Source organism: Streptomyces sp. NPDC046712, from assembly GCF_040645695.1.
In the GTDB taxonomy this organism is placed as follows: Bacteria; Actinomycetota; Actinomycetes; order Streptomycetales; family Streptomycetaceae; genus Streptomyces.
The window spans coordinates 25,234-49,412 of sequence record NZ_JBEYYW010000045.1 but is presented as its reverse complement, the minus strand read 5'-3'; the positions used below and the strand labels follow the sequence as shown (position 1 = coordinate 49,412).

The following is a 24,179-nucleotide window of genomic DNA, read 5'->3' as shown; positions in this document are numbered from 1 at the left end:
CCGCCCTCATCGGCTTCAGCCTCCTCCTGGTCTTCGTCCTCGACCGCCCCTTCGCCGGTGAGCTGAGCGTCAGCCCGGCCCCGTACCGGGAGGGACCGGCCGCCCCGCCGTCCGTGGTTACACTCCACCAGCCATCAGCACCATGACATCGCAAGGACGAAAGAAATGCCCGGACAGGGACTGGCCCACGACATTCAGGTCTACTCCGAGTGGATCGCCACGGCGCTCAGCAGCTCCGGCTACCAGGTGGACTTCACTCCGGCCAGTGCCCGTGAGATCGAGCGGTTCCTGACGGAGTCGGCGGTGTCCGGCACCCCCGTCCCGGGCGGTCTGCTCGCCGAGGACACCGGCGCCCGGTTGTTCGCCACCGGCGCGTACGTGGGCGAGCTGATCCGCCGCACCGCGGGCGGTGCGTGGGTCGTCGACGACGCCGACCCGCAGGGCGAGATCAACGTGGAGCTCCACCTGCCCGACGGTTCGGTCGTCTGGCCCGTGCAGCGGGTGCTCAAGCGGTTCCACGGCGACGCCTCGGAGAGCATCGCCGTGTACGTCGCCGCTCTGACCGCCTAGAGCGGGTAGTCCTCGCCGTCGTCGCCCTGCACCTTCGCACCGAGCAGGGCGGCGACGGCTTTCATCTTGGCCAGCAGCGCGTCGTCCGGGTTCTTGGCGGTGACCACGCCGTCCCGCAGGTCCAGCCAGGCGCCCTCGGAGCCGGCGTCGGGATGCGTCGCCATCCGCGCCAGCAGCGGATTCTCGTACCGCAGCCCCGCGCCGTCCCCGGTCGTGGCCTCGGCCGCCCCGGCCATCTCCAGATCGGGATCGGCCTCGACCAGCGCGGTCCACTCGTCCGCCCCGATCGCCTCGCCCTCCTCGTCCCAGAAGAACTCGCGCCGCGTGATGTGTACGTCGTAACCCATGGTCGTATCGTACGAGCGACTCAGCGGACCCGGTCACGCGGCTTGACCGGGCCCGGCGGAGTGTGGTCGAGCCGCGTGATGGGGGTCGGCGAGGCGGCCCGTCCCGCTCCCCGCAGTGGGGCGGCCCGCGTGCGAAGTTCTGGGGCGCCGACCTCTAAGGTCGCTTTGTTGTGATGGGCTGAAGCGCGGGCCAGCGGGCGAGCATACGTTGGCGCATGGCGGCGCTGAGGCTGCTCACGCCGCTGAGAGAGGTGTGGTCGGCCGTCATACGGCTGACGACCCCGAGCCGGTGGACGAGCCGTTGTCGGGCGGTCGCTGTGCCCCATGTCCAGTCCCGGTGCGGAATCCGGGCAAGGTGATCAGTACTTTCACGGCGAGCCCGCTCGACCAGCGCGTCGCCGCGGAGCAGCCAGCCGGTGCACGCGTCAGCGAGCCCGTCCTGGGCTTCGGAGCCGGTCAGTGTGCGCCACTCGTTGCGGTATGCGCTCTCCGCCCGTTCCAGCAGTTGCTCCGACGCTGCGGTGACACACCAGCAGGTGGGAAATCCGATGCGCAGGTAGGCGAGCTCCATCAAGCCGCTGCCCAGCGACGCTTGCTCGAAGTCGATGAATCTGATCCCCGCGGCGGTGTGGAGGTCGTTACCGGGACAGGGATCCCCGTGGAGAAGGGCATGCCCGGATGCCTGGCCGAGCCGATTCACCAGGTCCTCGAGTTCGCCGGACACACCCGAGGCGACAGGCGCCTCCAGGGCCTCGGCCAGTCGCAGGAACGACTCGACATCGGCCCGGTTCGGGCCCTGCCACCGGGGCAGTACCCCAACGTCCTCCGGGCGGGCGGTGGCATGCAGCCGTGCCAACGCGATTGCGTAGTCGACGATCCAGTCGCCGGCCGGGCGTCGGTGATCCAGATGCTCAAGGACCAGGACCCGTTTGCCGGGATCGGTGGCCAGCAACGCGGGCACCACGGGATTTTCAGCTCGGGCGGCGAGCCGCAGGGCGGCCACCTCACGGGCGTATCGCTCGTCGGCATCAGGACCGTCGACGATCTCTTTCACCACCGCCGTCGCCTCTGGCAACTCGACGCGCCACACGCGCGATCGAGGACTGCTGCCCAGTCTGCGAGAGCGCCTTGGTGATCCCAGCTCGGCCCTCAACCCGTCCCCGAACGGCAGTCGTAACCACATGCGCTCATCCTTCCACGCGGCCGACGCAACTGACCTGAGACGTAGACCTCTCGCTCCTGATTGGCATCCGCGTTGGGTGTACCCCCCCTTGGTAACAGCTGTTACCATGCGTCCATGGCGAAGACACAGCTTGGCGCACGAGTGGATCAGGACGTCGCGGAACTCGCGAAGAAGCGCGCTGCCGACCTGGGCCTGAGCATCGGGGACTACCTCGCTCGCCTGGTGCAGGACGACGCGAGCGGTCTGCGCGCCCGCGCAGTGGATGCGGCTGCCCGTTTCCTCGCCGAGCACCAGGACGTCTTCGACGAGGCCGAGACCGCGCAGCAGGCGCCCTCTGGGTCGCGCGCCGCCTGATGGAACTGCACATCGACGTTCCCTGGATCCTGCAAGTCGCCGAGGTGGCAGGAGCGGACGATCCCGCGCCCGACGACTACGGCGTCCCCGTCGCCGCAGTCGCGCGCCACCGGGCCGAGCTCTTCGAGCAGTCTGTCTACGACGGCCCCTATGCCAAGGCCGCAGCACTCGTCCACACCCTGGGCCGGTGCCGCTGGCTGGAGCGCTCCAACATGGCCGTTGCCGCCGCCACCGGCGTCATGTACCTGGAAGCCTCAGGCATCGCGGTCAAGCCCTCCCGCAACGACGCCATAGCCCTCAAAGACCTGCTCCTCGACCCCAACTGCACCGCCGACAAGATCACCGCGCTGCTGCGCTCCTGGCCGCACGCCAGCTGACAACCCGGACGGCAACCCGAAGGCATCGCCACACGGACGAAAACCCTTCGCGCGGGGGCGCGTCGGCGTTCTACGGTGGAGGTCGCCGGGTGGAGCAGGTCGGTAGCTCGCTGGGCTCATAACCCAGAGGTCGCGGGTTCGAATCCCGCCTCGGCCACGAAGGAGTCGGGCCCGTCGCGTGCATCGCGGCGGGCCCGACCGCGCACCGAGGGCAGGCGCGGCAACTCGAGCTGAAGTGTCTCTCACTCGGTGCCGGTGGCATCGTTCCGCGCGGCGGTCAGCTGTGCCTCCGCCCTGTTCAGGAGAGTGTCCAGCACGACCGGATAGGCGCTGTGATTCATCCGGTCCGCCAGCAAGTGCGACGTGGCGGCGATGTGCGGATGGGTCTCGGAGGGCAGCCGGGCATAGGTGGAGGTCCACATGTCCTCGTCCGCCTCCCTGACCTCGTCCTTGATGGCCAGCGCGCCCGCGTCCAGGGAGGCGAAGGCCAGAGCCAGGTCGATGAAGGCGTGGTACACGCCGACAGACTCCGCGTCGCCGAAGCCCGCGCCGCGCAGGATGCCGAGGATCGTCTCGTCCACCTCGATCTCCCGGGGGCGGCCGGTGACGCGGCTGGCGGTCAGCAGGGCGGCCTGGGGGTGGGCGAGGTAGGAGGCATGGATGGCCAGGCCCAGGGAACGCAGGTCGGCGCGCCAATGCCCAGTGGCTGTCCAGCTGTCCAGGGCCCGCCCCATCAGCTCCTCGCCGATGGCCCGGGTCAGGCCGTCCAGGCCGGCGAAGTACCGGTACAGGGTGCTCGGGTCGGCGCCGAGAGCGGCGCCAAGCCGGCGTGCGGTCAGTCCGGCACTCCCGTGCTCGCGCAGCATCCGCAACGCCGTCTGCACGATCAGCTTCTCCGACAGCACGGTGCCCTGCCGGGTCGGCCGTCGCCTGCGCCGTTCCGCCTCCGCAACCACCTTCTTCGGCATCGCTCCACCACCTCGTCGCCTCGTCGCCCCTTATGCCAACGGCGTAGACCTTAACTGTCGGGATCGTGTTGCATCCAGGTGTTCCCGGGTGTTCGCCGGGACCGTCTCGACGAAATGGTGTGTGACATGCGTGTACTTCTCGTGGGTGCGGGCGGCGTCGGAACCGCCGTCACCCGTATCGCGGCCCGCCGTGACTTTCTGACCCACATGGTCGTCGCCGACTACGACCCGGCCCGTGCGGAGGCTGCCGTGGCCGCGCTGGACGACCAAGGGGGCCGGTTCAGCGCGCACCGCCTGGACGCCTCCGACGAGGCGGCGGTCCGTCGTCTCCTCGTCGAGGAAAGCTGCGACGTGCTGCTGAACGCCACCGACCCCAGGTTCGTGATGCCGCTGTTCAACGCGGCGCTGGCCGCGGGCGCGCACTACGTCGACATGGCGATGTCGCTGTCCGTGCCGCACCCGACCGCCCCCTACGAGCAGTGCGGGGTCAAGCTCGGCGACGAGCAGTTCGCCCTGGCCGAGGCCTGGGAGAACGTCGACCGCCTTGCCCTGGTCGGCATGGGTGTGGAGCCGGGCCTGTCGGACGTGTTCGCCCGGTACGCGGCCGATGAACTCTTCGACGAGATCGAGGAGATCGGCGTCCGCGACGGCGCGAACCTCACCGTGGAGGGCTACGACTTCGCGCCCTCCTTCAACATCTGGACCACCATCGAGGAGTGCCTCAACCCGCCCGTCGTCTACGAGAAGGGCCGCGGCTGGTTCACCACGGCTCCCTTCAGTGAGCCGGAGGTCTTCGACTTCCCCGAGGGCATCGGCCCGGTGGAGTGCGTGAACGTCGAGCACGAAGAGGTCCTGCTCATGCCCCGCTGGCTGGACGCGCATCGGGTGACGTTCAAGTACGGCCTCGGCGACGACTTCATCGCCAAACTGAAGACCCTCCGCGACCTGGGGCTCGACTCCACGGCCAAGGTCAGCGTCCCCGGCGCGGACGGGCCGGTCCAGGTCTCCCCGCGCGACGTGGTCGCCGCCTGTCTGCCTGACCCGGCAACGCTGGGCGACCGCATGAAGGGCAAGACCTGCGCGGGTACCTGGGTCAAGGGAACCAAGGACGGCACGGCGCGGGAGGTCTACCTGTACCACGTCGTCGACAACGAGTGGACGATGCGCGAGTACGGTTCCCAGGCAGTGGTCTGGCAGACCGCCATCAACCCGGTGATCGCCTTGGAGCTGATCGCGGACCGTACGTGGAAGGCAAGCGGCGTCCTCGGCCCCGAGGCGCTGCCGCCCCAGCCGTTCCTTGACCTGCTCGGCGCGTACGGGGCTCCGTGGGGGCTGCGCGACGGGCTCAGATGAGGACGACGGCCCGGTTGTACGCCAGGAGGCTGATCCCCGTGAACAGGCAGGCCAGCACGATCAGCCAGAACAGGTACGACACGGCCACCTCGGCGAGCAGTGGGGCGAGTACCACCGCGGGTACCACGCTCAGGATGATGTTGAACGGCCAGCCGGAGGAGCGTTCGAACCAGCCGATTCCCTGGTAATAGGGTTCGAACGGTGCGTTCAGCAGGATGCTCCAGTGGCTGTGCCGGGAGTAAAGACGCTCCGCAGCGCCCTCGGCGAAGTACACCAGGGTCCAGATCAGCGCGATGCAGCCGAGGACGAAGGTGGGGAAGCCCGGCAACGACACCTCCAGGTCGGTGGTGGCTTCGACGGGGATCCGGGCCCCGAAGGCGAGGAGACCGACGCCGGCCGCGCTGAGCACGGCGTAACCGGCGAGTGCCGACAGGGCCCGGCGCCAGGACGGGGTCTGGGGGCCGTAGGGCTGGCCGAGGGCCCGCCCGGCTTCCAGCCGCACTTTCCAGTGGTCTCCGTGTTTCCTCAGGTCCTCCAGCAGGTTGCGCGCGTCGCTGGACATGGCCTCCTGCTTCAGGACCGTCGACTGGAGCAGAACCTCGCCCAGTTCTCGGACGACGTCGCGACGTCCCTCCACGTCGGCCGTGTCCCATCGCTCGCTCGCGGTGGCCAGCGACGCCCTGGCGGTCTGGACCGGTGCGGCCAGCCGTGCGAGGTCCCGCTCCGCCTGGGACCGCCGCCGCTCCCGCCACTTGCGCAGGATCGGACCGAGCAGGTCGTGGAAGAGTTCGTACCGGGGCACCGTGCCGTACGCGACGCGTCGCAGGATGAGCACGCTGCTCCGGCAGAGCCCTTCGAGCACGTCGGACAACAGACCGTGCAGCCGCTCCCCCTCGAACGGCCACTGCTGCTCGTCGTCCGCCAGTCCGAAGTTCCTGCGCGCCTGCGGGGTGAAGTCCTGGGCGGTCACCATTCCCGTGAGGTCGTCGACGCCGAGCGGGATCTTCGATCCGGTGGGGGTGACCAGGTAGCGGGCGATCGCGTAGAGCACCTCCAGGTGGTCGGCCGGCAGTGAGTCATCAAGTTTGCCCCGTACGTACGACCGCAGGACCTCGGGAGCCCGGCCCTCGCGTTCGTACGTGGCGAAGCTGAGCGTACGGTCGGGGCGGTCCCGGTCGAGCTGCCACAGGTGCTGGCAGACCACCTGGAAATAGCCGGGTTCGACATGGCCTTTCGTCCCGCCCTGCGGCTCCGGATCCAGGTCGGACACCAGCTGGGGGAACAGCTCGGGATCGGCTTGGAAGGGAGGATCCAGGACGTTCAACGGGCCGTGGAACGCACGTTGCATGCTCTTCCCGCTCAGCGGTCCCAGCCTCATGCCATGCTCGATCAGCAGGGGGACCCGCCGCAGGAGTTCGTCGAGTTCTGCCAAGTGGTCCTCCCGGATCCCGAGCACCACTCGTGCACCGCTGCGCGGGTGGGTGCCGATGACGGCGAGCTCTTCCCACACCGCGTCGAGCCCTGAGCGCAGACGCAGCGCTTCCTCGAACTGATCGAGGATCAGCACCGGGCAACGGCCGGTCTCGACGGCATGGGCTCTCAGGCCCTCGCACCACGACGTTCCGTGCTCCGGTGCCGGGAAGTGCTCGGCGATCACCTCGGCCAGTTGCTCGGCGACCGGAGGCCGCCAGGTGTCGACATAGGCGATGTCGAAGTCGTCCGCCTGGTCGAGCAGGGGGATCAGACCGGCCTGCAGCAACGAGGACTTGCCTACGCCGCTCGGCGCGAACACCAGGGTGAGGGGCGTCGAGTAGACGAGGTTGAACAGCATCTCGGCCTCGCGTTCGCGGCCGAAGAACAGGTGCTGGTCCTGTCCGGTGAAGGGCCGCAGACCCACGTAGGGATTGCTGTCGAAGGCCGCGTGGTCGGTGACCATGGTGGTGGTGGTCATACCGCCGCTCCGATCGCCTCGTGCAGGTGGGCCACGAATTCGGCGAGGTCCATGTCGTACAGTTCGACGTCGCGCTTGTCCCAGAACCTCCGCTCGATGACGGAGACGTTCCGGCGCACACCCCAGGACCGCGGCACGCCCTTCTGGTTGGGGCGGCGCTGGGCGAGCTGGTAGAGGATCACCCGCATGTTCCAGTCGGCCATGGAGTAGCCGAGGAAGAGCATCCGCCGGTCGTTGAGGATGTGCGTGGCGATGGCGCTCGGCGGCACGCTCAGGGAGGCGAGCGAGGCGACGAACCGGATGTAGTCGCCCTCGGTCACCACCAGGGTGTCGACGTCGTCGTCCAGTCCTTCGCCGAAGCCGCCGTGCAGCTTGTAGATCAGCGTGGTCCCGGCGTAGTCCTCGAGCATCAGATCCTGGCTCTGCACTCCCTCGAAGCGCTCGCTGCCGCTCTCGCGGACCCTGAGGTTGTGAGGACTCCAGGGCATCGAGTCCTGGATGACCACCGCGTACGCACGATCGGCCTGGTCGAGTGCCTTCTCCACCTGGCAGTCGTAATTGGTGGTGATGACCACGAAGGGTCGGTCGGTGGGCGGCCGGATGGCGGCCAGCAGCCTGGCGGTCGGCGGCGGGGGTTGTTCGCGCTGCTCCTCGTAGAACACCTGACGGAAGCAGCGGCACAGGTCGGTGTGGCTCGCCACGCATTCCTCGTAGTACTGGGTGACCTGGGTGAGCGGGTCGCTGGGGGTGCCGGGGTAACCCTTCCAGAGGTCGATCAGGCGCGCCGCGAGTCCCTGGCCGCCGGGCAGCCGACAGGGTTCGTCGTCGGGCACCCCGGCGTAGGACGCGGCTGCGCCGAGGAAGGGCACGGCGCGACCCTCGACGAGTTCATTGGCAATGAACCCGTACGGGGGCGGTTCGCTGCCGTTGGAGTTCATCGTGTCGCCTCCCGCTGTCCTTGCCGGCCCGGGGCCTCAGCCGCCGTCGGCGCCGTCCGGTTCGGCGACCACGAACACCTCGGACAGGGACGCGGTGTCCGGGGTCGCGCCGACGAGCAGGTCGTACGTGCCGGCGGGCAGCGGATCCAAACTGAACCTCCGGCGCTGCCGAGCCACGGTGACGGCACGGTCGCAGACCTGCTGCCCGGTGAGCCGGTCGGTCACGGCCAGCCGCGCCCGCACCTCCGGCAGTTGGCCCTCGCCGAGGGCGCTGTGGGCGCCTATCTCACAGACCACGGGTTCGCCGGTCAGGTAGAGGTCGTCGCCGAGGTAGCTGAACCAGGAGGTCACCCCACGCCGCAGGTCGTCGATGCGCACATCGTGGAGCGACTGGAGGACGCCCTTGAGATGGTCGAGCATCGCGTCCCGGTTCTGCAGGCTCGCATGCAGCTGCGGGACGAAGGTACGGGCGTCCTCGGTGCCCGAGAGTGCGGCGGACAGCTTGGGCACGGTGCCGTCACCGCTCTCGTCGCGGTCCTCGCGCGTCAGCAGGGTCTCCACCTTCCCGTTCACCAACCGCGCCGACTGCCGGGTGGGCTGGTCCATGCCGACGATCGGGTGGTAGACCACCTGGTGGGACTCCCAGGCCGGGTCCTGCCGATTGGCGGCGGCCGCCGTCTCCATCTCGCCGAAGAAGTCGGTCAGATGGGAGGTCCACTGCGGCTGCCAGCCGGGCAGCCCGGCCTTGACCGGGGTGAGGGGCGCCGCACCGTCCGGCCCGTACACGCACTTGTACACGGGTACGAGCTGGTGCATGGCGGTGAGGGAGCGGAGCATCCGGGTGAGGTCGTGCTCGAAGGGGCCGATCCGTTTGGTGAAGCCGTTGGCCAGGAACTCGACGGCGTTGAGCGATCCGTAGTAGGGCGTGCCGAAGGTGACGACGGCCCTGGTGTCCTTCCAGCCGCCCAGTGCCTCGACGAAGTAGCGGGCGACGAGACCGCCCATGGAATGGCCGATCAGGACGAGCTGGGCGTCGTCGTTGCCGCTGGATCGGCGCCAGTCCTCCAGCCAGCGCCGGCTGAGGTCCCTCAGCCGGCGAGCGGAAGCCCGGTTGTCGCGCCGCCAGTCGTAGGGGAACGGGAAGTAGTTCTCGCCCTCCGTGATGTCGAACCGGTCCGTAAGAAAGCGTTCGATCTGGGTGTAGCCGTCGATCTTCCACAGGCCGGGCAGCGTGTGCAGGTCGGGCACCAGCCGTTCGGCGACGACGCCGTCACCGAGGTCGTCCGCATGCCAGTCGTCGTCCTCCAGCTCGATCGCGTCCAGGGAGCGGCCCAGCGTTCTGAGCGCTCCGAGTACGGCGGTCATCGAGGGGGCCCACACGTCCTTGCCGTCCTTGGTGAGCACGCTTCCGGTGATGCCAGGGAGGAGGACGACGATGTCGGTCATCGGGAGCCTGGTCATGAGCGGGCCTTCCTAGTCGCCCCCCGGCCTGGTGAACGGGTCGGTCGGGTCGCCGTAGTGCTGATACGCGGCCCAGGTGCTCTTCCGCTGATCCGGCACGGACTCCGTCGACTCACCCTCGAGCCCGCCGTACAGCGCTCTGCGCGCCTTGTGGACCGCGGCGCCGACGGTGTGCTCGGGCTCTCCCGGTCCGGTCCCGAGCAGGTGCGTGTAGAACGTCTCGGAGAACGAGGTCCCCTGGCCGTCGGGGATGCGCCAGCCCGCTCCGACGTAGTGCGCGACGCCCACGCGCAGGAATTCGTCGGCGAGACTCGGCACGAGCGCGGCCTGGGGACCGCCGCCTCCGAGGCGGGAGGTGTAGCAGGCGTTGGCGACGACGATCCGCGGGGGGCGTTCGAGCTGGACCAGCTCCTGGGCGGTGAGCAGGCCGTCCGCGAAGACCCACCCGGACCGCACTCCGGAGTCGGAGGCGTCGAGGGAGCTGTGGCCGCAGTAGTGGACGATGTGGTGGCCGCCCGCCAGCAGGACGCGCAGGACGTCCAGGCGGGTCGCGGGCGCGACGCCCGGCTGCCGGGTGGAGTTCGCCGCGCCGACGAACAGCGTGACGTCGACTCCCAGGCTGCTGAGCCGGGTGGCGACGGCCAGGGCCTCGCTGCGGGCCCCAGGCAGCTGGAAGCCCTTCTCCGGATCGCCCGGGTCCCCGATCACCAGGGCCTTCAGCGGACCCACCGCCGCCTCCTCGGTGATCACCCGGGAGTAGGGGGTGCGCAGCTGCCGGGAGAGCGGAGTGCGCACGGCCAGCGGGGCGCTCTCCTCGCCGCTGCGCTGTTTGACGTCGGCCAGGAACTCCCAGGGAACGAGGGCCGTTTCCTGGTCCAACTCCATCAGGACGGTCACCTCGTCCGTGAGGAGCCGCTGGAAGTCCGGCGGCACCACGAACCGGGACAACAGGTCCGGCAGGTCCCTCGCGTCCTCGGCGTTCGGTTCGGTCAACCGGTCCACGAGCTGCCGCAGCAGGTCGACGTCCACCGGGACCAGCCGTTCCGGTACGGTGGCCCGCTCGGTCAGCGCCGCCCAGCGCAGTCCGCCGACGCCCGACAGAACCGACACCCTCACGGGCACGGCGGCGTCCAGGGAGTCCATGGTCCGGCGCACCCTCAAGGACAGGTCGGTACGGTCGACATCGGCGAACCGGGTCAGCTGTTCCAGGACCAGGCTTCGGACGGCGGGTTCGAGGCCGGACAGTACCTCGCGGAGAAGGCCACCCGCCGCCTGTGGTGCCGGTCCTTCCGGGGGCCCGGCCCCCTCGGCAGCCGTGCGCGACCGGCCTGCGAGCTCGGTCAGCGCCGTGAGCGCGTACACCCCCGCGGACTGCGGCGACAGGCCGCCGCTGCTCTCCTCACGCAGCTGCGGACCGATCCGCAGCGACGTCTGTTTCCCGGCCACCTCGTTCAGCGCCCGTACGAGCTGCTCGGCCCGCAGGCGGTCGACCTCCACGACGAGAACCTCGGTGAGCCGGGACGCCGCCGCCGACGGCCCCGGCGAGCGCAGCGCGCTGCCGAAGCCGTGTACGAGGGCCCGCGCCGCCTGGGTGATGGGCAGATTGCCCGTACCCGAGCCGATGAGCACCGTCGCGAAGGTCTGCACGTGGCCGAGCCCGATGACCTCGCCGAGCAGGGAGGTGTACATCTGGACGGCGCGGCGTTCCGTCAGGGTGCCCATCGGGCCCATGCCGACGACGGCGGCGGAGCGGACCGTGCCGCCCTTGCAGGGGAAATACGTGACCTCTCCCAACTGGCCGTCGATCCAGCCGAGTCTGGTGTGCTCGGTGATCAGCCGGCGCTGCCCGCCCGAGATGGCGCGGTCCAGGGCGAGTTCCGCGGCCGAGGGCGCCACCGCCTGGTAGTGCCCGGTGACATGCAGATCGGCGGGAACGTCCGCGAGGCCGCCCCAGACCACGGTCACGGTGAGCGCGGGACGGTCGGCCGGCGGTGCGGCGTCGGAGGCCGGTGAGGGGAGCGGCGGGGGAGTACCGGAGGCCGTGGGCGCATCCTCCAGCAGGTCGGCGATGCGAACGACGGTGGTGCTCACCGTGGTCCTCCTTGTCGCAGCTCACTCCATGTGGATGTCGACGGCCATCTCGTCGTCGCCGGGGTTGCCCTCGACTTCGATGGTGACGCCGGACCATGTCCCGTCGGGCAGGTTGAGCGCCGGGTTCGTCGCCTCGCCGAGGATCCTGTTCCCCAGGGAGGGGTACAGGTCGGTGGAGTCTCCCCGGTTGCCGAGGCCGAAGATCGCGCCCAGATCGCGTCTGCCGTCGGCCTGCAGCAGCTCGATCGCAAGACGGTCCTCGTCGTTCACATCGGGGATCGCCTCGTCGACCGTGTAGACCGCGATGCCCTCGTCCGGCAGGAAGGCGTCCTGCCCCCGGCGCCGCCGGTACTCGACGAGGATGTACTGCATCTCCGTCATCCTGTCCTCGTTCTGGATGAAGAGCAGTTCGCCGCCGTTCGCGGCCGGCGTCAGCACCACGTCCTTCGTGGTCCTCCTGATGCGCTTCGGAGCGGCCCAGCCGTGGAACATCCGCAGCATGCCGTTGGGGAACACCGGTGTGAGCCCGGAGTTGCCCCAGGAACCCGACGCCATCAGGCAGTAGTTGCCGAGGCCGTTGGACCTGGTCGCGTCCAGTTCGCCCGTGTCGTAGTAGTCGGCGTAACGCGCCGCCAGGTGTCCCCACTCGTGTGCGCAGACGCCCATGGCGCAGTCCTCCGGCACGGTGAGGAACGTCTCCACCTTCAGGCCCGGGCCGACCGGGATGCCTCCCGGCACGCCCCACTTGAGGCTCCAGATGTCGTCGGCGCTCTTCGTCTTCTCGGCTCCGGGCCCCGCGTGGACGATGAACAGGGCCGTGACCATGTTCTCCTCCAGCACGTCGAAGGGCGTGAAGTCCACGCCTTCCTCCTTGGCCAGCTTCACCGCGTCCCGGGCCATGCCCTGCGCGTTGCGAGGGAAAAAGCCCATACCGGAGTTGCCGTCGGCGTAGAACGAGAGCGGTCGCGGAAGCCGGAACCAGCCGTGGACCTGGCCCTGGACGTCGATGCCGCCTTCGCCCAGCGACTGGAAGCCGCTCACCGTGCGGTAGTACTCGCGCATGCTGCCGGTCGGCAGGGAGTTCGTACTGAACAACAGCTGCTCGTAGTGACCCGGGCGGTGGCTCGGATCATGCGGCTTGTCGGGGAAGTCGACCAGAAGCACGAGGGTGCGGATGACCCCCTTGAGCTTCTTGTCGGGCCGGGTGATCAGGCGCCGTCCGGCGACCGACTCGGCTCGTGCGGCGCCGTCGTCGAGGCCGACGAGCCTTTCTCCTCGCCGGGAGGCGCGCCAGCTGAAGTAGTACTGCTCGAACGTGGTGCCGGCCGGCAGTCGATGCGCGGCCGTCAGGTCCAGGTACTCGGCATAGATCTGGGCCAGCGCTTCGGGCGCCAGCGGGACCGGGCAGGGGCCGGTCGGAGGCAGAACGTGTGTCCGGGGGTGTGTACTCGTGTGTCGCATCGCGACCACTCACTTACTCGGATGATCACGGGGCATGGCGCCGAGACGGCGCCATGGGGAGGGCGTCCACGTACGGCGTCCGTTTATGCTGTATATGTACAGGCTCCACCTGTCCTATGCCGCCGTCAAGCGCGGGTCGGCCCGGGCCGGAACCCAGGGAGGTGCGGCCATGGCAGCGCGTAGTCGGCTCAGCCGGGAGCGCGTGCTCGAAGCGGCGCTCCACGTGGTGGATCACGAGGGGCTGCCCGCCCTGAACATGCGCCGGGTGGCCGACGAGCTCGGCGTGGAGACCATGGCCATCTACCGGTACACGCCCAGCAAGGACGATCTTCTCGACGGCCTGGTCGAGAGCCTGTTCATCGAGGTGGAGCAGGCGCTGGAGGGCGCCCCGTCCGTCGGCCCGTCCTCGTCACCGGACGTCCGGCCGGGCGCGACCGCGCTTCCTTGGCGCGAGGCGCTCCTCTGCATAGCGCGGGCGATGTACAAGGTGGCCCTCGCCCACCCCCACGTCATTCCGCTGGTGGCCACGCGTCCGTTCATCGTGCCCCTGACCCGCAGGCCTCCGGCATTGCTGCGCGCCCACGAACGTCTGCTCGACCTCCTGGGCGCGGCGGGGCTGGACGAGGAGACGACGCTGAAGGTGTACCGAGCATTCATCTCCTGGGTTCTCGGCTACATCGTCATCGAACTGCGCGAGGTCGTGGACAACCCCGACGAATCCGATCCGGCCTTCCGGTTCGGCCTGCACCGGCTTCCGGTCAAGGACTTCCCCCGGCTGCGCTCGCTCGGCCCTGCCCTGACGGTCCGCGGCGGCGAGGAACAATTGACCCTGGGCCTCGACGCGCTCCTCAGCCGCTACATGCCGACACCCTGACCGCCCGTCCCGACGCGCCACGGATGGCGCAAGGCCCGGGCGCGCGCGGGCTCCGGGGCGTACGGGTGGTGGTCCGACACCCCGAACGAGTCGGTAATGGAGCAGTCACATGATCAGATGGACAGCAACAACCTTGCCGGCCTCCACCACTGGGGCCCGCGTGGTCATCGGTCTGAACGTCTGGCAGCACTCGGTGCGCGGCCCGCGAGCCAGACGGCGATCCGCTCCTGCAACGCGCGGTCGGTGTAGGGCCTGTCCCTCGACGACGCGAACCATTCCAGCTCCCGCAGGATGTTCTCCGAGCGGTCCGGGTGGCGCACCGCGATCACGTCGACGCCCCTCTCACCCGTCGAGCAACCGATGAACACACTGCTGTCGAGCGCCATCATGCCGAAGCCCGGGTGGCCCGCGTGGATGCCGAGGAACGCCGAAGCCGCGCCCCGCCCCATGATGTCCCAGCGGTCCAGGAGCCGGACCCGGGTCCAGGCCGCCGGTGCGGCACGACGGCTGCTGTGCATGAAGGCCCGGTGCGTGCGGATGCCCTGCGGAAGCAGGACGAGGAACTCGCGCCGGTTGTCGAGAAGACCCGATGAGACCGCGAGGTCGTACCAGTCCTCGTTGAGACGCTCGACGAGCCGTGGGGTCTCGTACGGATGGGAGAAGCCGCCGACGATGTCCTCGGCACGGTATCCGTAGACGAACGGCATCGTGCTGTCCGGCACGGCGTCCGGGATCACCTCGAGTCCGGCCCGCCGCAGCGGCCGGTACACCTTACGTTCGCGCTCCTGGGTACCCACCAGTCACTGTCTACCAGGGCCGGCGCGCCAAGAATCCCCCGGCCCGGCACTTCGCAGCTTCCCGACCTCCTCGATCGGACCTTGGTTGATGTGTGTCGTTGACTGACGCCCAGTGGGCGAGGATCTCGGCACTCCGTGACGCTTCGCCGGCGGCTGGTACACCGGGACACGCTGGTACACCGGACACATGGACTCGGCACACAGGCCGCGACTCCGCCGCTGCCGGCGCGTGCCGGTCCCGCTCTGCCATGCCGTTACCCGGCTGCCTGATGGAACCTGAAGGAGTCCCTTGCGCCGGCGCGGACGGGCCCCCAGGCGGCCCTATCGATCCCTCGCCGACGTGTTCCGAGATCCGCCTGAACCTCAACAGGTCAGCCTCGCTGGGAGCGTGGGGTCATAGCGGGCCCAGCACCTCTCGGGGTACGGCTGCGAGCTCAAGGGTTTCGAGCACGGTGAGCAGTTGCCGCTCTTCGTAGCGGAAGTGGCTCTCCATGATCGCGGCGATGCCTTCGAGGTGGTGGTCAAGTTCCTCAGGCGGCGCGGCCCGGTCGACCGCGGCACGGAGGCTGCCGAGCAGGTGGGCAATCATCGAGTGATCCTGCTCGAGCAAGCGGAGCACGGGTCGCAGCTCCGGATGCGCAGCTGCGATGGCCGGAAACAGGGTGCGGTCCTCGCCCTGATGGTGGCCGTCGAGAGCTGTGCAGAAGCCATGGCAATACAGCAGCAGTTCACGGGTGGCCGCCTCACCGGGGGTGCCGTCGGCAAGGGAGGCGCGGGTCACGGACAGCGCTTCCCTTAGCTGGCCGTGCACTCGACGGAGTTCTAGGCTCCAGGCGACGAGCCTGGTCGTCTCGCGCTCAGTCACGCGAGAGCGAAGGGTGCGACGAATGCATCGTCGGCCTCCTTCGATCCGGCGCCTCCATGCCTGACACGGTCTGCCACCGGCACGCGACGCTTCCCACACACTACCGCGCTTGTTGTTCCGTCGACACCGCCGTCGCCCCCACACGCTCTAGCCCCTTGTCGCCGTGCAGTTGGGCCGGGCAACGCCGACTCGGCCCCGACGCGAGCGGACGGTCTGTCGGATGCCGCGAACCCCGGCTCCGCCCCGTCGCGCCGGCGCTCGCCGCGACGACCGCGAGGTCCTTTCGCTGCCGCTGCAACTCGACGCCAGGTCCGGGACGATGGACTGGAGGCTGGCGTCGTTCCTGGCCCGTGGGCTACGTTGTGCGGCGATGACTACCGGGACGGCATTGCGCCACACACGGATTGGTGACCCGGCGCTCCTCTGAGCGCCGTACGGGCGGGTGTTGGCCCGCTGTCGAATCGAGGATCTGGCGCTGCTGCGCGGGCTCCGCCTCCTGTCGTGTTGATCACAGCTCGACACGTCAACCACGACAGGAGAACTCATGCTCACCAAGATGTTGCACATTCCCACCACGGACGGCCAGGCCGACGCTTTCGCCGCCTTCCCCGATCGTGGCGAGCGGCACCCAGGCGTGCTGATGTACGCGGACGGCTTCGGCATCCGGCCCGTGCTGCGAGAGATGGCCCGCGAGCTGGCCGGGCACGGGTACTACGTGCTCGTCCCCAACCTCTTCTACCGGCACGGCCCGGCACCGGTGATCGAACTTCCCGAGCACATCGGAGAAGAGGTCCGGCCCGCGGTCTTCGCCCAGCTGATGCCCATGATCGAGGCGCACACCGCCGAACGAGCACTCAGCGACGCCGACGCCTATCTCAGGTTCCTCACCACCCAGCCCGAGGTCAGTACCGGACCGGTCGCGGTGACCGGCTACTGCATAGGCGGCCTCCTGGCGATGCGCACCGCTGTGGCTCACCCCGGCCAGGTGGCCGCCGTCGCTGCATTCCACGGTCCCGTGGGCGCCGACGGCCCCGACAGCCTCTCCAAGCTCACGGCCCAGGTCCACCTCGGCCATGCCGAAGGCGACATGACGCCCCAGGCCCTCGGCGAGCTCAACCAGGACCTGGACGCCGCGGGTGTGGGCTATACCTCCGAGATCTACCCCGGCACCGTCCACGGCTTCACCATGTCCGACACCGACGCCTTCAACCCCGCCGCGCTGCAGCGCCATTGGGACCGCCTGCTGCCCCTCCTCGACCGCACGCTGGCCCACAGCTGAGGCTCAGGCTAGGGATCCAGACCTGAGGCATGGCTCCGGAGTCCTAGCGGTCTTCCGAAGCCGGTGTGAGGGCGGGCGAAACCCGCCTCACACCGGCTGGTGGCGGCGCATGCCGACTTCGCCGCTCTGCAGACGGTCGGATGCCTTCCGGGCCGTAAGGCGGGGAGTCTGGGCGCAAAATCTGCGGAATCCACCGTGCCAAAGGCGCTCCCATGCCGGGTGCCCTCCGGCACCTCGGCTTGTCGAGGCAAGCTGCTGGCTGGGCACGCTGCCGTCCAGTACGACGAACTCGCCTCCGTCGAGAAGCGCCGCTCGTTCGCAGGCCCTGGTCTGGCCTCCCGGCATCCCGGCGCGTTCTACCCGGTCCATCTGTCGCCCCTTCGCCTGCTGTCCGCTCAGTTGTCAAAGTGGAGCTCAGGTCGGGTCCAGAGGGTGAGGTCGCTGCTGGTGGCGACCGCCAGGGTCAGGCCGGAGGGAGAGAACCCGGCTGCGCGGAGTTCTGAGTACTCGGAGTGGAAGATGTGCCACCACGTCCCTCCCGCCGGGCCTCTGTGGGACCCGCCGTCGGCGGAGAGGATGACGCGGTCGTGGGGCCACTCGTGGCTGACGACGTCCAGGGTCCAGCCGTCCGGTGTGGTGCTGTGCAGGCCGCCGCCGAAGAGCCCGGCGATACGCACCGGCGTGCCCTCGATCGGGCCGAGCCCGGGGCAGGTGAGCTCCGGCGACGCGTCCGGAGTGCTGGTGTCGGGGTCTGGGTCCCGGTCGCGGGCGATCTTCTCGCCGGTGACCGCGTCGAAGAGTCCATGGCCGTCGCTGGACACGACCATGACGAATAGCCGTCACGATCGGCCCGCTTGTTCAGTTCCGTCGAAGCCCTCCTCGCCAGAGCCGGGGCCGCCGCGGCTGTCGGCGTAGGCCCGCTCCTCCGTACCGCCGCGCCGCTGGACGACGTTGCGCCGCACGCCGGGGGAGTGAGCAGTCCGGCCGGTGTCGTGCGTGAACGCGCCCCGGCGTGCCCATACGGCGAAGGCGATCTTCCCGCCGTACTTCGCGGCGTCCTCGACGACCGGACGTAGCTTCTTTGGCGATCTTCTTCCGTCTAGGTACGAGGGGTCCGCTCGCGCCAAGTCAGGGCGCTTCTCAGCGCCTGGCAGGCTGATTCGCCCTTACGGCCCTCATTCAGCCCGGGTGAGCTGCACGTCCGAGCCAGGTTCCGTACCGTCAGAAATGGCTTCCGGCAGGACGGAGAGCCTGCGGGCCCGCGACCACGGCCCCGGTCGCGGGCCTCGCCCTCGGCTCCGGCCCGTCCGCGGGAACGAGGCTAGGGCAAGGCCGGCAGCCGGCTGCGTCCGCTTCGGCCGTGGCACGGCGGGCTCTGACCGGTGGCGCGGAGGTTCGCGGTGCAGACGGCCTCAGCCTTCGTCACGCTTGCAGTGCCACCACGGGTGGAGCCAAGTGATCAGGCTGCGGTGGTGAGCAGATTACTCAGGGGCTGGGCGGAATCCGTTCCGGAGTGGCCGAGTGGCGCGTCGAAGCTCCAGACGAGGAAGAGGAGGAAGACCACCAGGGCGCTGAAGGTGGTGGCCAGCAGCAGTTCGCGCGCGGAGCGGCGGATCTGCAGTGTGTAGAGCAGGCCGAGGGTCACCAGGGCGCCGGCGACGAGGCCGAACCAGAGTGCGGCGGGCAGGGTGGTGCCGGAGGTGTCCAGGCGCTGGTGACGGGCGTCGTCCGCTGCCGCCACTTGGTCCAGGAGCGGTTGGTAGGCCTGGGCCTGGAGTTCGTCGGCGGGGGTGCGGTGAGCGATGTCGCTCCGGATGCGGCCCAGCAGTTCGGCGCCCTTGCCGTCGACGGGCGTGCCGTCCTTCAGAGCGGGCCATTCGGTGGTGACGGCGTGTCGGGCGTAGGCGTCGATGTGTTCCTTGATCTGCGTCCGGAAGGCGGCCGGGTAGACGTCCAGACGTTGGTCGATCTCGTACAGGGCCTGAGCCTCGCGTTGGACGGTGTCCTCGGCCGCACTACGGGCTTCCCACACGCCGGCGATCGCCAGACCGAGCACGATGGCGTAGACGACGCCGACCATCATGACCATGTACTCCAGCACGTCCGGGGTCTCGGAGGTGTCCTCGTCGACAGCTACGCGGCGGTGCCGCACGACGGTCGCCGTGACGACGAGAACGCAGACGAGGACCGAGGCCAGGGTGTAGACGAGCCATTCCGGCATTGCACAACTCCAGGACAAGCGAAGCGATGTGAACGAAGGACGGGGCAGACGCGGTGGCCGGTCACGGACCCGCCGGCCCGCCGGGGGAGATGACGGTCAACCACGGGCGCGGCGACGTGACCCCGGACGCAGGGCGGCCGCGGCCAGAACAGCCGGCAGGGTGATCACGACCGTGGACATGGTCATCGAGATCCTGGCCGGAGCCGGCCGTGACGGACCGCCGGTGTAGTGCGAGCGCGGCACCCACCGGAAGGCTTGAGACGCTTGCGCCGGGCGCGACGACGCCGGGGGCGGGGTGGTGCTCGGCGCCGGGTCTGCTGGTGGTGTCGGCTCCGGGCCGGGAGCGGGGGGCGCCGGTGTGGCGGGCGCCGGGGCAGCTTCCGGTGGAGCCGAGAGTGTGCGTCCGGGCGCCCCGCGCGGCGCCGGCTCGGCGACCGACGGGGACGGGGACGGGGACGGTGGAGACGGCCGCGACGTCGGGGGTGGAGACGTCGGCGAGGGCGGCGATGTGCAAGTGGGGCGCGGGGTTTCGGGTGCCTCATCGCCGTAGCCCATGTCGACCCACACGTCCGGGGCACACACCACCAGGCGACTACTGGTGGGGGTGTGGTCCATGACGACGGCCATGTCGCCGTGCGGCAGCGGGCACAGGGCTGCCGCAGCCCCTAGACCGACACTGATCCAGCCACCCACTCGTCATTCCTCCCCGTGACGACCTGACGTCGTACGCGCCCTGGACTGAAGGGGGCGGGGATGCCGCCCTCAGACGCCGTCACTGCGGGCAACGATCATGGACGGGGCCGGTCACGCTCACCGGACACGCCGCCTGCCATCGGGGTGAACGAATCCCACCCAGTGGCCCCACAGACCACAACCGAGAGCGGCGGGGTCGGAGCGACGGGGAGCGACTGCTGCGACCTGATCTGCACGGTTCGCACCGAGGCCGGTACGGGGCGGGGCACCCTGCTCCGTAGCGGCGGCGGCGCCGGCTTCGGCGCGTACGCGCTGCTCTACATCACCCGGCCGGTGCCCGGTGGGGGAGTGGAGGAATTGCCCTCTCTGCAGCGCCTACACGCCCGACCCCGCGCACGAGCCCACCCCGGGCCACCACCCCGACAGCCCCTGGGACAGCGCGGTCGGTGGCAACAGTGACGAAACCCCTCACCTGACAGAGCCCTCGCGCTGTCGGCGATCGCTGGGCCGCCCAACAACCGGCCGGTCCGGCCCATGCGGAGAGAAGCCGACGACCCTGCTGCCCCGCGCCGCCTACGTCGTGGGCTGCGGCACCGCGGTGCCGCGACGATCGCCGAGGCCGAGCTGCGCACCCGACGTGCCCGCCCATACCTGCAGCAGGTCGCCGAGGCTCTGAACGAGGCTGGCGTCGCGGAGTCCGTCCAGGTCGAGGTGCGCCAGCTGGACGGCGACCACCTCATGATCGCGATCCCGCTCACCGCCAACCAGACCTCACCGGCGCTGGTGGGGGACGAGCGAGCCGACTTGCGCTGACCTGTCCGTCCGGCGCATGCATGCGCCGCGCCCGAGAGTCAGCAACCACCGGCTGGTCCGTCTCCCACCTCGACATCTACCTCATAGCCGCGCTCGGCCTCCCCCACCGTCCGCCGCCTCGCCCTGACGACCATGGCGTGTGCCGGCGGCACCCAGGGCCTCAGTTCGAGTCCAGCAGTTCCGCGGCCCGTCCCTCCATGACCACGGCGCGGGCGTCCGCCGTGCCCGTCTCCCGGAGTTCGCGCTTAAGGATCTTGCCGGTGGCGTTGGTGGGCAGGGCATCGAAGAACTCCGCCAGACGGGGGTACTTGTAGCCCGCCATCCGCTCCTTGCACCAGAGGATCAGTTCCTCCTCGGAGAGCGTCGCTCCCGGGGTGAGTACCACGCAGGCCTTGATCTCCTCACCGTGGCGCTCGTCCGGCAGGCCGATCACGGCCACCATGCTCACAGCGGGGTGGGTGAGCAGTACCTCCTCGATCTCGCGCGGGTACACGTTGAAGCCGCCACGGATGATCATGTCCTTGGCGCGGTCGACGATGTAGAACCAGCCGTCGGCGTCGCGACGGGCCAGGTCGCCGGTGCGGAACCAGCCGTCGCGCATCACCTCGGCAGTCGCGTCGGGCCGGTTGAAGTAGCCCTTCATGACGTTGTGCCCGCGGATGGCGATCTCCCCGACCGCGTCGGCCCCCTGGACCGGTGTCCAGTCCTCGCCCACCAGATCCACCTCCACGCCCCAGACCGGGCGACCGATGGAGCCGGGGCGCACCGGCTCCCCCCGCGGCGCGAAGGTGGCCGCCGGGCTGGTCTCCGAGAGGCCGTACCCCTCCAGGATCTCGACGCCGAACCGCTCGGCGAAGCGGCGGTGGATCTCCACCGGGAGGGCGGAGCCTCCCGACCCCGCCATGCGCAGGTTCCCGGCGATCTGGGGCAGGTCCACGTCGGAGGAGTCCGCTTCGAGCAGGGCCCAGAACATGGTGGGGACGCCCGCGAAGAAGGTGACAGCATGGCGTTGCATGAGAGCGAGGGCCGCTTGGGCGTCGAAACGCGGCAACAGCACCAGAGTCGCCCCCGCCGCGAGACCGGCGTTCATCTGCACGACCTGGCCGAAGGAGTGAAACAGGGGCAGCGCGATCAGGTGCACGTCGTGCTCGACCTCGCCGAACAGCTTGTGGCAGGTCAGTACGTTCAACATCACGTTGGAGTGAGAGAGTTCGGCGCCCTTCGGCCGGCCGGTGGTGCCGGACGTGTACAGGATGACAGCGGTGTCGCCGGGCTCCGTGGTCACCGTCTCGAAGTCCGCGCTCCGACCGGCCAGCGCCGCCGACAGGGTCTCGGCACCCTCGATCGGGGAGTTCCCGGAGGTGGCCGTCATCAGGAAGAAGTGCTCGCACCCCGGCGTCTCGCCGAAGCCGGACCAGCCCTCCTGCCCGAGCGGGAGCTCGGCGCTGCCTTCGAAGCAGAAGTACGCCTTGGCCTGGGAATCGGCAAGGTGGTAGGCGATCTCACGGCCCTTGAGCAGCACGTTGAGCGGGACGACCACCGCGCCGGCCTTGAGGATGCCGTAGTAGACGATCGGGAACCACGGGACGTTCGGGCACGACAGCGCGACCTTGTCGCCGGGGCCTATGCCCCGCGAACGCAGCAGGTTGGCCACGCGGCGGGCAGCCGCGTCCAACTCCGCGTAGGTCATTCGCTGCACGCCCAGCACGACCGCCGTGCGGTCGGGCACGGCACGGGCGCTGTTCTCCAGCAGGGCTGCAAGATTGAGCATGAGGTCTCCTTTGGAGATGCGGCGGATAAAGGGTGGGTACTGACGGTCGGGGGCAGCCGTCAGCCGCGCAGCGCGGCAGCGAACAGAGCGGGCAGCTTCGTCAGGCTCGGCGCCGCCGTGAAGCGGGTGAGGCGCTCTACCGTGGACAGGGCCGTGCGGTGGGTGACGAAGTACGGGGGGCGCGGGGAGAGCGACGGGTCGCCCTTGACCAGGCCGCGGGGGGCCGGCGTGAACGGTGCGCGCAGCACGGTCTTCTCGATGTCTTCGAGCATGAACGCGTTGTGCACGAAGCCGATGCCACTGCCGATGTCCTGGCGCGTGTGGCCCGGGAAGGCGCCCCAGGGGGTGTATCCGAGCAGGAAACCGACCCCGGACCAGCAGTTGACCCCCAGAGTGCCGTACCGCAGGTCGGCAAGGGCGTTGCGTACAGCCTCCCTGTGAGCCTTCTCGGTTCTCGGGTGGACGATCAGGGTCGCGCCGAGAGTGCCGGGCAGTTTGTCGTTGGCGAAGTCGACGGCGTGCCGCAGGAATTCGGCCGGAGTCCGGCCGGGAAGTCGTACGACGCCCAGGGCGCTTCCGAAGACTTCGTCGGTGATGAGGACGTCGTCGTGGTCGGTGATGTCGGGCACGAGCAATCGGCAGTCGTCGCCGTGGGCCTCCGCCGTCGGATGGGCTGCTCGTACGGAGGCGAGGCGGTCGGCGGCGCCGGGGTAGTAGTCGGCGCGCGCGGGCAGCTTGCGCAGCACCTTCCGGATCTCCTCGAGCAGTCGCTCGCAGCCGTCCCAGTCCCGTGGCAGGACCAGGATCTGGCTGGCTATGCAGTTGTGGCCGGAGTTGTTCATCTTGCTGGTGACGATGTGCTCGGCCTGGAAACGGAAGTCGGCGTCGCTCCACGGCCCCGGCGCCACGATGCATGGGCTGACGCCGCCCAGCTCGCTGCTCAAGGGCTTGCCGAGCAGGGGGAGGTCTTCACGGCGGCGTCGCCCGGCGTGCTCGTCGGTGCCCCAGACGATGGCGTCGTGGGTGCGGTCGCTGCCGGTGACATGAATGGCGTCGACGCCGCCATGGCGGCAGAGATAGGCGCCTTCGGCCGCGCCACCGTCGACGAAGCGCAGCCAGCCCCGCTCGACGAACTCCGCGAAGACGTACTCGAAATGGGGGCGCAGGTAGGCGTTGACCGGGTTCATCTTGGCGACGACGACCTGGCCCTCGGCGTAGAGCTTGTGCAGGATGTCGAGCGCGGTGATGGCGGCGACGTTGCCGGCGCCGAGTACCAGCGCCACGGCCGGGTCTCCCTGCCTGCCCCGGTACTCGCCCGCGGCGCGAGCCCGCGTCTGCTCCGCGGTGACGCCTGGGCGCATCCACACCTGTGCCGTGAACCCGTTGAGCAGCAGGGTGTCCCAGCGAGTCGCGGGGAAGACGTCCACCCTGGTGCGACCGTTCTCCTCGTGAACGCTTCTGGCGTCCAGCGGGTCCCTGCCTGCGGCAATGCGCCGAAGGACGTGCAGCAACGCCGCCGCGTTCTGGACCAGGGCCCAGGGACCGCCCATCCAGTCCTCGGCCGCCCAGGGGGAGTCCGGTCCGTACCCCTTGGCCCGGCTGCCCGCGCCGGCCATCTCGGCCGCACGCGAGACGGCGCGCGACTGCAACCGCTCCAGGAGGCCGATGCGTTCGGAGAGCGGAGTGGCGGACCAGGACGCGGCTTCGGCGCGTACGTCGGCCACGGCTCGGTCGAGGAGGGAGGTGTCGAGGGCGCTGGTGTTCAATGTCGATCCTTGCGGAAGGTCGGGGAGGGAAGGGCGGGCCGACGGC

Annotated in this window: 20 protein-coding genes, 1 tRNA gene and 1 pseudogene; 8 read left to right on the top strand and 14 right to left on the bottom strand. The window is 69.6% G+C overall.

Annotated features, from left to right (window positions below; translation table 11 throughout):
• Positions 1–165 precede the first annotated feature (165 nt).
• Positions 166–570 (top strand): hypothetical protein, encoded by a 405-nt coding sequence (locus ABZ939_RS35510; protein ID WP_361864491.1) that lies wholly within the window; start codon positions 166–168, stop codon positions 568–570.
• Here the strand turns inward: ABZ939_RS35510 and ABZ939_RS35505 are convergent.
• A complete protein-coding gene (locus ABZ939_RS35505) occupies positions 567–917 on the bottom strand; it encodes a hypothetical protein (RefSeq protein ID WP_361864489.1) in 351 nt (116 codons plus the stop codon). The two genes, ABZ939_RS35510 and ABZ939_RS35505, sit on opposite strands and share 4 nt — an antisense overlap.
• A 154-nt stretch (positions 918–1,071) precedes the next feature.
• A complete protein-coding gene (locus ABZ939_RS35500; RefSeq protein WP_361864487.1) occupies positions 1,072–2,100 on the bottom strand; it encodes an aminoglycoside phosphotransferase family protein in 1,029 nt (342 codons plus the stop codon).
• A gap of 114 nt (positions 2,101–2,214) precedes the next feature.
• On the opposite strand from ABZ939_RS35500, the gene ABZ939_RS35495 reads away from it, so the two are divergent.
• The 3 genes from ABZ939_RS35495 to ABZ939_RS35485 all read left to right on the top strand — a co-directional run bounded on the left by ABZ939_RS35495 (position 2,215) and on the right by ABZ939_RS35485 (position 2,988).
• Positions 2,215–2,454, top strand: coding sequence for a hypothetical protein (locus ABZ939_RS35495; RefSeq protein WP_361864485.1), 240 nt, complete (start codon positions 2,215–2,217; stop codon positions 2,452–2,454).
• Entirely contained in the window at positions 2,454–2,831 is a 378-nt protein-coding gene (locus tag ABZ939_RS35490) for a fic family toxin-antitoxin system, toxin component (RefSeq protein WP_361864483.1), read from the top strand. Before ABZ939_RS35495 ends, ABZ939_RS35490 begins: the two co-directional genes overlap by 1 nt.
• 83 nt (positions 2,832–2,914) lie before the next feature.
• Positions 2,915–2,988 (top strand) — tRNA-Met (locus ABZ939_RS35485).
• A gap of 85 nt (positions 2,989–3,073) precedes the next feature.
• Here the strand turns inward: ABZ939_RS35485 and ABZ939_RS35480 are convergent.
• Complete coding sequence (locus tag ABZ939_RS35480) at positions 3,074–3,799, bottom strand: TetR/AcrR family transcriptional regulator (protein WP_361864481.1); 726 nt, start codon at positions 3,797–3,799, stop codon at positions 3,074–3,076.
• Positions 3,800–3,925: 126 nt separating this feature from the next.
• Here ABZ939_RS35480 and ABZ939_RS35475 point away from each other — a divergent pair, with 126 nt between their 5' ends.
• A complete protein-coding gene (locus ABZ939_RS35475) occupies positions 3,926–5,152 on the top strand; it encodes a saccharopine dehydrogenase C-terminal domain-containing protein (protein WP_361864479.1) in 1,227 nt (408 codons plus the stop codon).
• On the opposite strand, the gene ABZ939_RS35470 is transcribed toward ABZ939_RS35475, so the two are convergent.
• From ABZ939_RS35470 to ABZ939_RS35450, 5 genes are read right to left on the bottom strand one after another with little or no spacing between them, the layout of a single operon-like run.
• Positions 5,145–7,103: an ATP-binding protein gene (locus ABZ939_RS35470; protein ID WP_361864477.1), complete on the bottom strand. Its 1,959-nt coding sequence runs from the start codon at positions 7,101–7,103 to the stop codon at positions 5,145–5,147. The genes ABZ939_RS35475 and ABZ939_RS35470 overlap by 8 nt on opposite strands.
• A complete protein-coding gene (locus ABZ939_RS35465) occupies positions 7,100–8,041 on the bottom strand; it encodes an SIR2 family protein (RefSeq protein ID WP_361864475.1) in 942 nt (313 codons plus the stop codon). Before ABZ939_RS35465 ends, ABZ939_RS35470 begins: the two co-directional genes overlap by 4 nt.
• 36 nt (positions 8,042–8,077) lie before the next feature.
• Positions 8,078–9,502, bottom strand: coding sequence for a hypothetical protein (locus ABZ939_RS35460; RefSeq protein WP_361864473.1), 1,425 nt, complete (start codon positions 9,500–9,502; stop codon positions 8,078–8,080).
• Positions 9,503–9,514: 12 nt separating this feature from the next.
• Positions 9,515–11,593: a CHAT domain-containing protein gene (locus ABZ939_RS35455; RefSeq protein WP_361864471.1), complete on the bottom strand. Its 2,079-nt coding sequence runs from the start codon at positions 11,591–11,593 to the stop codon at positions 9,515–9,517.
• 21 nt (positions 11,594–11,614) lie between these two features.
• The gene (locus ABZ939_RS35450) at positions 11,615–13,054 is read right to left on the bottom strand and encodes a M6 family metalloprotease domain-containing protein (protein ID WP_361864469.1); all 1,440 of its coding nucleotides are present in this window, start codon (positions 13,052–13,054) and stop codon (positions 11,615–11,617) included.
• A 169-nt stretch (positions 13,055–13,223) separates the two neighbouring features.
• Between ABZ939_RS35450 and ABZ939_RS35445 the strand changes: the two genes are divergently transcribed.
• On the top strand, positions 13,224–13,928 hold the full coding sequence (locus ABZ939_RS35445; RefSeq protein ID WP_361864468.1) for a TetR/AcrR family transcriptional regulator: 705 nt from the start codon (positions 13,224–13,226) through the stop codon (positions 13,926–13,928).
• 164 nt (positions 13,929–14,092) lie between these two features.
• Here the strand turns inward: ABZ939_RS35445 and ABZ939_RS35440 are convergent, their stop codons facing one another.
• Positions 14,093–14,725 carry a hypothetical protein gene (locus ABZ939_RS35440; RefSeq protein ID WP_361864466.1) on the bottom strand — a complete coding sequence of 211 codons (633 nt, stop codon included), beginning with the start codon at positions 14,723–14,725 and terminating at the stop codon, positions 14,093–14,095.
• Between the two features lie 394 nt (positions 14,726–15,119).
• Positions 15,120–15,590, bottom strand: coding sequence for a hemerythrin domain-containing protein (locus tag ABZ939_RS35435; RefSeq protein ID WP_361864464.1), 471 nt, complete (start codon positions 15,588–15,590; stop codon positions 15,120–15,122).
• Between the two features lie 544 nt (positions 15,591–16,134).
• Here ABZ939_RS35435 and ABZ939_RS35430 point away from each other — a divergent pair.
• The gene (locus ABZ939_RS35430) at positions 16,135–16,869 is read left to right on the top strand and encodes a dienelactone hydrolase family protein (protein ID WP_361864462.1); all 735 of its coding nucleotides are present in this window, start codon (positions 16,135–16,137) and stop codon (positions 16,867–16,869) included.
• 395 nt (positions 16,870–17,264) lie between these two features.
• Here ABZ939_RS35430 and ABZ939_RS35425 read toward each other — a convergent pair.
• Together ABZ939_RS35425 and ABZ939_RS35420 are read right to left on the bottom strand one after the other, a co-directional pair.
• A pseudogene (locus tag ABZ939_RS35425) lies at positions 17,265–17,699 on the bottom strand (hypothetical protein); the annotation flags it as partial.
• A 629-nt stretch (positions 17,700–18,328) separates the two neighbouring features.
• A complete protein-coding gene (locus ABZ939_RS35420) occupies positions 18,329–19,090 on the bottom strand; it encodes a hypothetical protein (protein ID WP_361864460.1) in 762 nt (253 codons plus the stop codon).
• A 1,227-nt stretch (positions 19,091–20,317) separates the two neighbouring features.
• Here ABZ939_RS35420 and ABZ939_RS35415 point away from each other — a divergent pair.
• Positions 20,318–20,596, top strand: coding sequence for a hypothetical protein (locus ABZ939_RS35415; protein WP_361864458.1), 279 nt, complete (start codon positions 20,318–20,320; stop codon positions 20,594–20,596).
• A 160-nt stretch (positions 20,597–20,756) separates the two neighbouring features.
• Here ABZ939_RS35415 and ABZ939_RS35410 read toward each other — a convergent pair whose 3' ends face one another.
• Entirely contained in the window at positions 20,757–22,367 is a 1,611-nt protein-coding gene (locus ABZ939_RS35410) for a long-chain fatty acid--CoA ligase (RefSeq protein WP_361864456.1), read from the bottom strand.
• 59 nt (positions 22,368–22,426) lie between these two features.
• A complete protein-coding gene (locus tag ABZ939_RS35405; RefSeq protein WP_361864454.1) occupies positions 22,427–24,133 on the bottom strand; it encodes an aldehyde dehydrogenase family protein in 1,707 nt (568 codons plus the stop codon).
• Positions 24,134–24,179: the final 46 nt, after the last annotated feature.

What these genes read in the sequence shown, in the direction of transcription:
- ABZ939_RS35510 (WP_361864491.1), top strand. Translation starts at nt 166, where the DNA reads ATGCCCGGACAGGGACTGGCCCACGACATTCAGGTCTACTCCGAGTGG.
- ABZ939_RS35505 (WP_361864489.1), bottom strand. Translation starts at nt 917, where the DNA reads ATGGGTTACGACGTACACATCACGCGGCGCGAGTTCTTCTGGGACGAG.
- ABZ939_RS35500 (WP_361864487.1), bottom strand. Translation starts at nt 2,100, where the DNA reads ATGTGGTTACGACTGCCGTTCGGGGACGGGTTGAGGGCCGAGCTGGGA.
- ABZ939_RS35495 (WP_361864485.1), top strand. Translation starts at nt 2,215, where the DNA reads ATGGCGAAGACACAGCTTGGCGCACGAGTGGATCAGGACGTCGCGGAA.
- ABZ939_RS35490 (WP_361864483.1), top strand. Translation starts at nt 2,454, where the DNA reads ATGGAACTGCACATCGACGTTCCCTGGATCCTGCAAGTCGCCGAGGTG.
- ABZ939_RS35480 (WP_361864481.1), bottom strand. Translation starts at nt 3,799, where the DNA reads ATGCCGAAGAAGGTGGTTGCGGAGGCGGAACGGCGCAGGCGACGGCCG.
- ABZ939_RS35475 (WP_361864479.1), top strand. Translation starts at nt 3,926, where the DNA reads ATGCGTGTACTTCTCGTGGGTGCGGGCGGCGTCGGAACCGCCGTCACC.
- ABZ939_RS35470 (WP_361864477.1), bottom strand. Translation starts at nt 7,103, where the DNA reads ATGACCACCACCACCATGGTCACCGACCACGCGGCCTTCGACAGCAAT.
- ABZ939_RS35465 (WP_361864475.1), bottom strand. Translation starts at nt 8,041, where the DNA reads ATGAACTCCAACGGCAGCGAACCGCCCCCGTACGGGTTCATTGCCAAT.
- ABZ939_RS35460 (WP_361864473.1), bottom strand. Translation starts at nt 9,502, where the DNA reads ATGACCAGGCTCCCGATGACCGACATCGTCGTCCTCCTCCCTGGCATC.
- ABZ939_RS35450 (WP_361864469.1), bottom strand. Translation starts at nt 13,054, where the DNA reads ATGCGACACACGAGTACACACCCCCGGACACACGTTCTGCCTCCGACC.
- ABZ939_RS35445 (WP_361864468.1), top strand. Translation starts at nt 13,224, where the DNA reads ATGGCAGCGCGTAGTCGGCTCAGCCGGGAGCGCGTGCTCGAAGCGGCG.
- ABZ939_RS35430 (WP_361864462.1), top strand. Translation starts at nt 16,135, where the DNA reads ATGCTCACCAAGATGTTGCACATTCCCACCACGGACGGCCAGGCCGAC.
- ABZ939_RS35420 (WP_361864460.1), bottom strand. Translation starts at nt 19,090, where the DNA reads ATGCCGGAATGGCTCGTCTACACCCTGGCCTCGGTCCTCGTCTGCGTT.
- ABZ939_RS35415 (WP_361864458.1), top strand. Translation starts at nt 20,318, where the DNA reads ATGCGGAGAGAAGCCGACGACCCTGCTGCCCCGCGCCGCCTACGTCGT.
- ABZ939_RS35410 (WP_361864456.1), bottom strand. Translation starts at nt 22,367, where the DNA reads ATGCTCAATCTTGCAGCCCTGCTGGAGAACAGCGCCCGTGCCGTGCCC.